Origin of the sequence: Stieleria sp., from assembly GCF_041595215.1 — a bacterium.
Taxonomy (GTDB): Bacteria; Planctomycetota; Planctomycetia; order Pirellulales; family Pirellulaceae; genus Stieleria; species Stieleria magnilauensis.
In genome coordinates, this window is sequence record NZ_JBFHKV010000298.1 from 1 (window position 1) to 8350 (window position 8350).

Genomic DNA, 8350 nt, shown 5'->3' on the forward strand with positions numbered 1-8350 from the left:
CCAATCCCGTGTCGTCGGCCGAATTGCCGGTGGCGGTGAAATCGAGCGAGTCCAGGGCGGTATCGCAGCCCACATCGTCGCACGACGCCGGGGGATTGCCGGACGGGAGAATTGACGCGTCGCATCCTTCGTCGTTGCAGGGAGCGACGCCGCTCGGGTAGACGACGGGCCCCGAAACGGCCGGCAGACTCGGCAGGCCGGTCAGCAGATGGGGCAGGCCGCTGTGGACTTGGGACAGCCCGGTGCCCGGCGGATAGATTTGGCCGCAGCCGTCGCGGCAACTGGCGTGACCGAATTGATCGGGATAGCCATGCGGCGGCAGATCGGCCCCGGGGCGAAATCCGCCGTCGCGACAGACGTGGTATCCATCGCCCCAACCGACGCCGAGTAATCGCCCCAGCCGCTGCATCGTTGCGGGATGATCGGCGTGGGCGTCGGGCAGCGTCTGATTGGCCGCGGCCAGACCCAGCGCCGCCAGCGTCACAGCCGCGGCGGTTGCCAGACGCTTTCGTCGGGTCACTCGACGCGGACGGGGCGGATCGAGAGGCGTGGGTCGCTGTTGATTTGATTTGCCTGGCATGAGCCGACTCGTCATCCGTGACAGGGTCGCGAAGTGAAAATCGGGCGACGAAGCGACGCCGATCCCGTTTTCGGAAATGCAGTTCACAAGACGATTAATCGGCAAATTCCTCGCGATTCCTGGTCGTCGAGCGAGCGGGAGCGTGCAAATTGCGGTGGACCGGATCCGTCTGACTCGGTTGTCGGGGCTGCGTTGAGTTTTCCGGCGACGAAGTTTTCGATGGCCCCTATCCCTCACGTGGAATTGTGCCCGTTTCGGCGCGGTGCCGCCTACCGCGAGCTAGCGTTGGAAAGTCCGCGAGCTAGCGATGGAAAGACCGCGAGCTAGCGATTGTAAGCTTGTCCCCAAACCACACCTCCGTACGCCAGTCGCACCGTCCGCGAACCGGAAATTCACTTATGTCGCAACGCAACCGATTTCTGATCGATCCCCCGGTCCAGTGGTCCATTATCCGCCGCATGTCGATGCATTGGTCGCTGACCATCCTGGCATTGCTGGCGATCGGCATTGGCGTCCAGATGATTTACGCCCCCGGCAACCAGACGTTCGGACAGATGATCGCGCGGTCGTTCGGCGCCCAGGCACCGTTGTTGTGCGTCATGTTGATGTTGTATCCGGTGTACGTCTGGGACATCGTCAAACTCAGCCATCGCTTCGCCGGCCCGATGTTACGCCTGCGCGGCATCTTGAATGAATTGGCCGACGGCGGACGGGCGATGAAGCTGCGATTCCGGCCCTGCGATTTTTGGCAGGAAACGGCAACGGATTTCAATCGATTCTACGAAGAACACATCCGCTTGAAGAATCGTTGCGAAGAACTCGAAAACGAATTGAAGCTGATGACAGAGGCCGCGGAAAAGCGAGAGTCGGCCGAATTGTCGGCCTGATCGAGCGATTCTTGCCAAGCTCATCTACGCATCGATTCGCCGGCACGGCATAATGAAGGGGTCTTACCTCAACCCCGCACGAGCCTACGCCGATGATACGATCGTCTTCCAAGCACCTTACGCTGCTCGCCTTGCTGTGCCTGAGCGGCTCGCTCTTGTTCGCTCCCTCCCCCGCGTTTTCTCAACAGGCGGCCGAGGAATCCCCGCAGACGGGTGAGCCTGCTTCGCCGGACGCTGGCACGCAAGCCGAGACGCCTCAAGCCGAGGCCGCCGACGAGACGGAGCCCGCGGCCGACGCAGCTGATGCAGCCGACGGCATCGATGCCGGACAGGACGAACTGGACGAGGCCGCGATCTTGCGATTCGACGCCAAGAGCGCCCGTGAACTGGAGGCGGTCGAACGTTTGCTGCAAACGGCGATCAAGAAAGGACTTTCCGGTGAAAACGCGTCGTTCGCGAAAAAAATGTTAGGCTCGGTGCTGTTGCAAAAAAGTCAGCAGCTGATCGCCGCGATGGGCCAAACCGCCGGCAATCGCAACCGCGCCATCCAGTTGCGTGACGAGGCCCTGCGGACGCTCGAAGACGCCCTGAAAAATGACCCCGAACTTGTCGAAGCCCATCTTCTGGTCGCTCGCCTGAACATGCTGCCCGGTGGCGACAAAGACGCCATCACCGCAGCGACCTCCAGCGCGATCGATCTGTTGGCCGACAATCCCGTCGAACGCAGCGCCGCGTATTTGCTGCGCGCGTTGACTTGGGGACCCGGAAACGAAGACAAGCGTCTGGCCGATTTGGATGCCGCTATCAAGGATGATCCCAAGAATCGCGAGGCGTTGCAGGCTCGCGCGGCGGTTCGGCTGCAAAACCAAGACGTCGCCGGGGCGATCGAAGACATGGAACGGGTGCTCGCCGAAGACCCGACCAACTTGCAAGTCGCGCAAACCGTCGTGCAAAAGCTTGCCGATCTCGACCGCGTCGACGATGCATTGGAATTGCTCAGCAAAGCACTCGAAGCCAAACCCAGCGAAGGGCTGTACCGCATGCGGGCGATCCTGTACCGGATGCAGCTGAAAGAAGAGGAGGCATTGGCCGACCTGAACAAGGCGCTCGCGATGCAACCCCAAGATCCGATTTCCTTGCTGCAGCGCGCCGAGATCTCCGTCGCACGCAAAAATCTACAAGCCGCCAAAGATGACTTGCGGGCCGCCGAGCGGATCGCGCCCGGAGTCGCCGCGGCCGAACAGGCGATCTTCGTCCGCTGCCTGATCGCAATCGAAGAAGGCCGCATGGCCGACGCCATCAACGAAATGAAAACGTTGATCGATCGCGATCCGACCAACGACGGCCGCAAACTGCAATTGGCCAACCTGTACCTGCAAGACGAGCGGCCGCGTCAGGCGATCGAGGTGCTGTCGTCGATCTTGGATCGCGATCCGACCAACGTTTCCGTCCTCCGTTCACGAGCCGACGCCTATCTGTCGGTCGGTGATCACGACAAAGCGATCGAGGATTACGAACGGGCCATCAAAGTCGCCGGTGACGATTCAACCAACTACGACCTGTCGGGAATCTTGAATAACCTCGCCTGGGTCCTCGCCACCAGTCCCCAAGACAGCGTCCGCGACGGTGCCCGGTCGGTCGAATTGGGTGAGCGCGCGGTCGAACTGACCGACGGAAAGGAACCCCACATCCTCAGCACGCTCGCGGCAGGCTATGCCGAGATGGGGAACTTTGAAAAGGCGATCGAGTGGAGCAGCAAGGCCGTCGAAGTCGGCAAGGCACAAGAGCACGAACAGCTCCAACAACTCGAAGAGGAACTGCAGCAGTACCGTGCCGGAAAACCTTGGCGCGAGAAACAAGAGACCGAAGAAAACGCCGTCCCGATTCTGTCGCCCGAAGATTTGATCGACACCTGAATCGTGGCGTGATGTCAATCCCTTCGGATAGCGGATTCGCTGGCGCTCTCCATTGACACCCAACGAGTTGTTTCGTGTTAGCGGCAGGGCGCGAGCCCTCCGGTCTTTCGGGTTCAAACCGGACGGCTCGCGCCGTTCCGCTAACACCGTGAGCCGAATGTCGGTGGCCTGACCCCGAAGGGCGTCAAAGCCAGTAGCCGGAGGTGAGCGCGGCGACACCTCTGGACGTCCGGTCCCCCGTCCCGACGCGACCCCGAAGGGTGTCGAAGCAAATCATGCCCGAGCCCTCGGACCCGGCCTGCTATCCCGAGTGAATCAGCATCTCGATCAACTCTTTCAAAATCGCGGACTGCCGCAGCGCCGGCGAATCGATTCGCTGCGACCCCGGCGGGGTCGGTGAGAATTCGCGACGGGCTTCCCGGAGGTGGCGCTGCGCTGACCTCCGGCTACTCGCTGTAATCCCTTCGGGATAGTGGATTCGCTGGCGCTCTCCATTGGCACGCAACGAGGTGTTTCTTGTTAGCGGTAGGACGCGAGCCCTCCGGTATTTCGGGAACGATGAGGGACCGGAGGGCTTGCGCCCTGCCGCTATCACCTCGTAAAACGGAGGGAATCAATGCTTCACAGCGTTGCCCCTCGGGGGCGTGGCAGGGCGCTGGTTTTACTCCGGCGGTGTTCGCTGCGCTGACCTCCGGCTACTCGCAGCAATCCCTTCGGGATGCAATACCAGAGGACGTCCGGCATGCACAGCATGCCCTACTTGGGTGTCCGGCATGCACAGCATGCCCTACTTGGGCGTTTGGCATGCACAGCATGCCCTACCCCCAGCATTTACTGATCTGTCGGACGGCTTGTCGCAGGCGGTGTTCGTTTTCGACCAGAGACATCCGCAAGAAACCTTCGCCGGCGGCGCCGAATCCGCTGCCGGGGCTGACGGCGACGTTGCCTTCTTCGAGCAATTTCATCGCAAAATCCATCGTGCTCATGGCGCTCCGCCACGGCTCGGGGACTTCCGCCCAGACGAACATGCCGGCCTTGGGCGGTTCGACTTTCCAGCCCAGTCGACGCAAACCGTTGACCAGCACGTCGCGGCGACCCTGGTAGATTTCGGATTGCTTTTCGACGTTCGCTTCGGTTTCTCGCAGCGCGACGATCGCGGCGATCTGAATCGCCTGGAACATCCCGTAGTCGTAATAGCCCTTGATGGTCCCCAAGCCGCGAACCATGTCCGCGTTGCCGGCACAGAATCCGACCCGCCAGCCGGCCATGTTGTAACCCTTGCTCATCGTCGTGAATTCCACACCGACGTCCTTGGCACCGGCCGCGGCCAGGAAACTCGGCGGGACATAACCGTCGAAGGCGACGTCGGCGTAGGCGAAGTCGTGGATGACCATGAACCCGTACTTTTTCGCCAGCCGCACGACTTCCACAAAAAAGTCGGGCTCGATCACCGCCGAACTGGGATTGTGCGGGTAATTGACGATCAAGACCTTGGGCGCCGGCATCATGTTCTCGCACGTGTACGCCACGTTCCGCAAGAATTTGTCCGGGTCGGCCACGTCGAGGGCGACGACATTGCCCGAGGCCAAGATGACGCCGTACATGTGAACGGGAAAATAGGGCGACGGGATCATCGCGGTGTCACCCGGTCCCATCAGGGCCAGACACATGTGCGAGAACCCTTCTTTACTGCCCAGGCAGGAGATGATCTCGGAATCGGGGTCCAGCCGCACCCCGTACTTGCGATAGTATTTTCCCGCGACTTCCCGCCGCAAGTTGGCGATGCCGTTGGATTTACTGTAGCCGTGGTTGCCGGGATCCGACGACGCGTCGTGAAGTTTTTGGATCACGATCGGGTCGGGCGGGTCGGAGGGATTTCCCATCCCCAGGTCGATCACATCGTCGCCGGCACGCCGTTTTTGGTACAGCGAGTTGTTGATGCGGCCAAACATGTAGGGGGGCAAGCGATCGACGCGCGAGGCGAACTTGACCTCGAACGGGGCGGGGACGGGATCGGTCGTCGGCGCATCAATCGCGGGTGCGTCGATATTGGGAGAATCATCGAGACTGGAATCATCGAGACTGGCTGTGTCACTCATTTTGGCCAAACCGTTACTGCGCCGGGGAAGAACTGACGATCGCCCCATTGTCGATCAGAAACGCGTTTCCTCCCAGGGGTTCGCCCAGATTGTTCCGAAGAACGTGGGATTCGGCCTCCGAATCGTCACGTCGGCCGCGGAATTGGGGGGCCGCGCACAGGACCGTGCTGAACAAACCGGTCGCATTTGGTTACTATACTGATCGCGTTCACTCGTCTTGTCTGCCTCTTCCTCACTCCCAATCGCCCCTGATTCATGACTGTCGCACTGTTTGTCCCCTGCTACATCGATCAGTTGTATCCAGACGTGGCGATTGCGACGCTTGAATTGTTGGAACGATTGGGGGTCGATGTGGCGTATCCTGACGGCCAGACCTGTTGCGGCCAGCCGATGGCCAACACGGGCTGCGAGACCGACACGGCGCCCGTGGCCCGGCGTCTGGTCGACCTGTTCGCTGATTTCGAAGCCGTGGTCTGTCCCTCCGGATCGTGCGTGTCGATGGTCCGCAATCACTACGCCGCCTATTTCGATCCCGAGGACGCGAAATTTCAGCACGTCACGTCCAAAACCTATGAATTGTGCGAGTACCTGCACGATGTCGTCGGCGTCACCCACCTGGACGTCAAGTTCCCGCACCGGGTCTCGCTGCACCAAAGTTGTCACGGGTTACGCGAATTGAGGCTCGGCCAATCGAGTGAATCGATGACGCCGCGTGAGAACAAAGTCCGCAAGCTGTTGAATCTGGTCGAAGGCATCGAGTGGGTCGAACCGGATCGTCCCGACGATTGTTGTGGTTTCGGCGGGACGTTTGCGGTCAATGAAGCGGACGTGTCGGCCGAAATGGGCCGCGCCCGCATCGCCGATCACTGCGACAAGGGCAGCGAGGTGCTGGCGTCGGCGGACATGAGTTGTCTGATGCATCTGCAAGGCCTGATTCGCCGAGAAAAAAATCCGATTCAAGTCATGCACGTCGCCCAAATCCTGTCCGGGCGGCCGCTCGGCGCGGCGTGAGTCGGTGACCCGATTGGCGACTGACCAACAACTACGCAATACCTTTTCCCAAAATCACTTCAGCCACCCGCTACCATGCTCCCGATCGTCCAGCATCCGGCCGCTGCCAAGGAATTCGTCAACGACCCGAACCGGTCGCGCTGGCATGACCAAGCCCTGTGGTTCGTTCGCAGCAAACGCGACAAGCAAGCCGCCTCGTTGCCCGAATGGGAATACTTGCGCGAGACCGCATCGGGAATCAAAACGCACACGATCGCCAATCTGGCGCATTACCTGCAAGAATTCGAACGCAACGCGACCGCCCGCGGCGCGGTCGTCCACTGGGCTCGCGACGCGGACCATCACAACGAAATCGTGCTCCGCATCCTTCGCGACCACAAGACGAAACGGATCGTCAAAAGCAAATCGATGTTGACCGAAGAGTGCGGGTTGAACCACTACTTGGAAGACAACGGCATCGATGTCGTCGACACGGACTTGGGAGAACGGATTGTTCAACTGCGTGGCGAAACCCCCAGCCACATCGTGTTGCCGGCCATTCACATCAAAAAAGAAGAGGTCGGCGATACGTTTCACAAACACCTGGGGACCGACGAAGGGGCATCGGATCCGAAGTACTTGGCCGAAGCGGCACGCGGGCACTTGAGAGACAAGTTTCTCGCCGGCGAAATCGGCATCACCGGCGTCAACTTTGCCATCGCCGAAACCGGTGGACTGGTCGTCTGCACCAACGAAGGCAACGCGGATTTGGGAACGTCGCTGCCGCGGGTGCACATCGCCTGTATGGGCATCGAAAAACTGTTGCCGAGACAACGCGATCTCGGCGTGTTCACGCGTTTGCTCGCTCGCTCGGCCACCGGCCAACCGATCACCAGCTACACGTCGCACTTCAATGGCCCCCGCGACGAAAACAGCGAACTGCATATTGTGCTGGTCGACAACGGCCGCAGCCGATTGCGTGAGAGCGAAACGTTTCGCGCCGCGATGCATTGCATTCGCTGTGGCGCGTGCATGAACACCTGCCCCGTCTATCGACGCAGCGGCGGGCACAGTTATCGCGCCACCGTGCCCGGCCCGATCGGAAGCGTGCTGTCGCCGACCCGTGACCAGAATTCCTACAAGAGTCTTCCGTACGCCTGCAGCTTGTGCGGTTCGTGCAGCGATGTCTGCCCGGTCAAAATTCCGCTGCACCACCAATTGCTGGCGTGGCGCGGGGAACTGGTTGGCAAAAAGTTGTTGCCGCTCTCCAAACGGCTCTCGATGCGCTGTGCCTCGTATCTGTTTCGCTTTCCCGCACTGTTTCGGCTGGTCGGCAAAGTCGGCCGCTTCGCGCTGCGGGTGCTGCCGCGTTGGGCCACCCACAATCGCTTGAACGTCTGGACGATCGCTCGCGAGCTTCCCGAGCCTCCCAAAGAAAGTTTTCACCAATGGCATCGACGCCATCGGAACCACTGAGAGCCATCGGAAATACTGAGAATCGAGATGATGAAACCGACACTCGCCGACACCGACGCGCGGCAGGGGATCCTGGATCGCATCAACACCAAACATGTCGACATCCCGCCGTTGCCGGATGTTGATGTGGATCGCGTGATCCAATTCGATCAACCGATCGACAAATTTGTCGAAATGCTGGCGATGGTCGGGGGTCAGGCACACCAAGTCGATTCACAGGGCGACGTCCGCGCGCAGCTGGAGGAGATCGATGTGTTCCGCACGGCGACCCGCATCGTTTCGTTGACGCCCGAATCCATCGCCGGGACGATCGACGCCACGCAAATCGAAGATCCCCACGACTTGTCAACGGTCGATTGGACGATCGCCCGCGGTGAATTCATGGTCGCCGAAAACGGATCG

Annotated in this window: 5 protein-coding genes and 2 pseudogenes; 5 read left to right on the plus strand and 2 right to left on the minus strand. The window is 60.6% G+C overall.

All coding sequences use genetic code 11. From position 1 onward, the window contains the following. Positions 1–580, minus strand: a pseudogene (locus ABX749_RS13360) (hypothetical protein); the annotation flags it as partial. Between the two features lie 398 nt (positions 581–978). Between ABX749_RS13360 and ABX749_RS13365 the strand changes: the two are divergent. After that, positions 979–1467 (plus strand): hypothetical protein, encoded by a 489-nt coding sequence (locus ABX749_RS13365; protein WP_372896419.1) that lies wholly within the window; start codon positions 979–981, stop codon positions 1465–1467. A gap of 92 nt (positions 1468–1559) precedes the next feature. Beyond that, positions 1560–3383 (plus strand): tetratricopeptide repeat protein, encoded by a 1824-nt coding sequence (locus ABX749_RS13370; protein ID WP_372896420.1) that lies wholly within the window; start codon positions 1560–1562, stop codon positions 3381–3383. Positions 3384–4201: 818 nt separating this feature from the next. Here the strand turns inward: ABX749_RS13370 and ABX749_RS13375 are convergent. Then, entirely contained in the window at positions 4202–5482 is a 1281-nt protein-coding gene (locus ABX749_RS13375) for an aminotransferase class I/II-fold pyridoxal phosphate-dependent enzyme (protein ID WP_372896421.1), read from the minus strand. 255 nt (positions 5483–5737) lie between these two features. On the opposite strand from ABX749_RS13375, the gene ABX749_RS13380 reads away from it, so the two are divergent. The 3 genes and pseudogenes from ABX749_RS13380 to ABX749_RS13390 form a co-directional block, all read left to right on the plus strand. After that, complete coding sequence (locus ABX749_RS13380; RefSeq protein ID WP_145208261.1) at positions 5738–6493, plus strand: (Fe-S)-binding protein; 756 nt, start codon at positions 5738–5740, stop codon at positions 6491–6493. Positions 6494–6568: 75 nt separating this feature from the next. Next, the gene (locus ABX749_RS13385) at positions 6569–7948 is read left to right on the plus strand and encodes a lactate utilization protein B (RefSeq protein WP_145208258.1); all 1380 of its coding nucleotides are present in this window, start codon (positions 6569–6571) and stop codon (positions 7946–7948) included. 27 nt (positions 7949–7975) lie between these two features. Continuing rightward, positions 7976–8350: pseudogene (locus tag ABX749_RS13390) on the plus strand (hypothetical protein); the annotation flags it as partial.

What these genes read in the sequence shown, in the direction of transcription:
- ABX749_RS13365 (WP_372896419.1), top strand. Translation starts at nt 979, where the DNA reads ATGTCGCAACGCAACCGATTTCTGATCGATCCCCCGGTCCAGTGGTCC.
- ABX749_RS13370 (WP_372896420.1), top strand. Translation starts at nt 1,560, where the DNA reads ATGATACGATCGTCTTCCAAGCACCTTACGCTGCTCGCCTTGCTGTGC.
- ABX749_RS13375 (WP_372896421.1), bottom strand. Translation starts at nt 5,482, where the DNA reads ATGAGTGACACAGCCAGTCTCGATGATTCCAGTCTCGATGATTCTCCC.
- ABX749_RS13380 (WP_145208261.1), top strand. Translation starts at nt 5,738, where the DNA reads ATGACTGTCGCACTGTTTGTCCCCTGCTACATCGATCAGTTGTATCCA.
- ABX749_RS13385 (WP_145208258.1), top strand. Translation starts at nt 6,569, where the DNA reads ATGCTCCCGATCGTCCAGCATCCGGCCGCTGCCAAGGAATTCGTCAAC.